This window comes from Vibrio sp. 10N.222.51.C5, from assembly GCF_041474575.1.
Lineage (GTDB): Bacteria > Pseudomonadota > Gammaproteobacteria > Enterobacterales > Vibrionaceae > Vibrio > Vibrio crassostreae_C.
Genome location: NZ_JBFRUJ010000126.1, coordinates 1 through 788, shown reverse-complemented (window position 1 = coordinate 788; position 788 = coordinate 1). Strand labels below are relative to the sequence as shown.

Sequence of the window (788 nt, the reverse complement as noted above, 5' to 3'; positions counted from 1 at the left end):
TGTGGCGGTACTTGGATGGTGGATAAGAAGCTGATTGAAGAAGGCAATTGGGAAGAGCTGGCTCATTTAACTCGTGAAGCCGTTAAGTTAGTCAATTAAACCTAGTGCAATAGCATTTTGACGTTATATCTAGCCCTCCTTTTGGAGGGTTATTTTATGGTTGAGCATTATTCTTTCAAAGTTAATATTTAATCGTGCTCGATAGCATCTTAAAAATAAAGGCTAAATATGGAAAACTGGATAACACAAGGAGTTGGCGGCCTGGCTTTTTGTATCGGTGTAATGGCATTTTGGCAAAAAGATGATATGCGTTTTCGCTACCAGATGATGATCTTTTGTTTTGTAATGAGTATCCATTTCATATTAATGGGCGCCATAGTGGCGGCTATAGGCGTAATTATTAATGCTATTCGCAGCTATGTATCGATAAAAACTCAATCGCGCAAAGTGATGTGGTTCTTTATTGGCTTGATGTGGTGCATGACTTTACCCAACATGAATCATTTCTTTGAATTTATTACGGTTGTTGGTTCATCCGTTGCGACATGGGCACTCTTTTCAAGACAAGGCATCGCATTGAGGTCCTTGATCTTATTCAATTCTTTCTGTTGGGCTAGCCATAACATTTGGATTGGTTCGATTGGCGGGTCCTTTGTCGAAATCACCTTTATTGTCACCAACATGGTCACTATCTATCGTTTACATCAACGCAGATTGTTAACTATAAAATAGGCAATATATTTTTTATTCTAAATTTAAAATATGGAAGTAATACATCACTAATTAAA

1 protein-coding gene and 1 pseudogene are annotated in these 788 nt (G+C 37.4%); both read left to right on the top strand.

Annotated features, from left to right (window positions below):
- Positions 1-99, top strand: a pseudogene (locus tag AB4558_RS21930) (2-dehydro-3-deoxyphosphogluconate aldolase); the annotation flags it as partial.
- Between the two features lie 129 nt (positions 100-228).
- The gene (locus AB4558_RS21925; RefSeq protein ID WP_017057788.1) at positions 229-732 is read left to right on the top strand and encodes a YgjV family protein; all 504 of its coding nucleotides are present in this window, start codon (positions 229-231) and stop codon (positions 730-732) included.
- Positions 733-788: the final 56 nt, after the last annotated feature.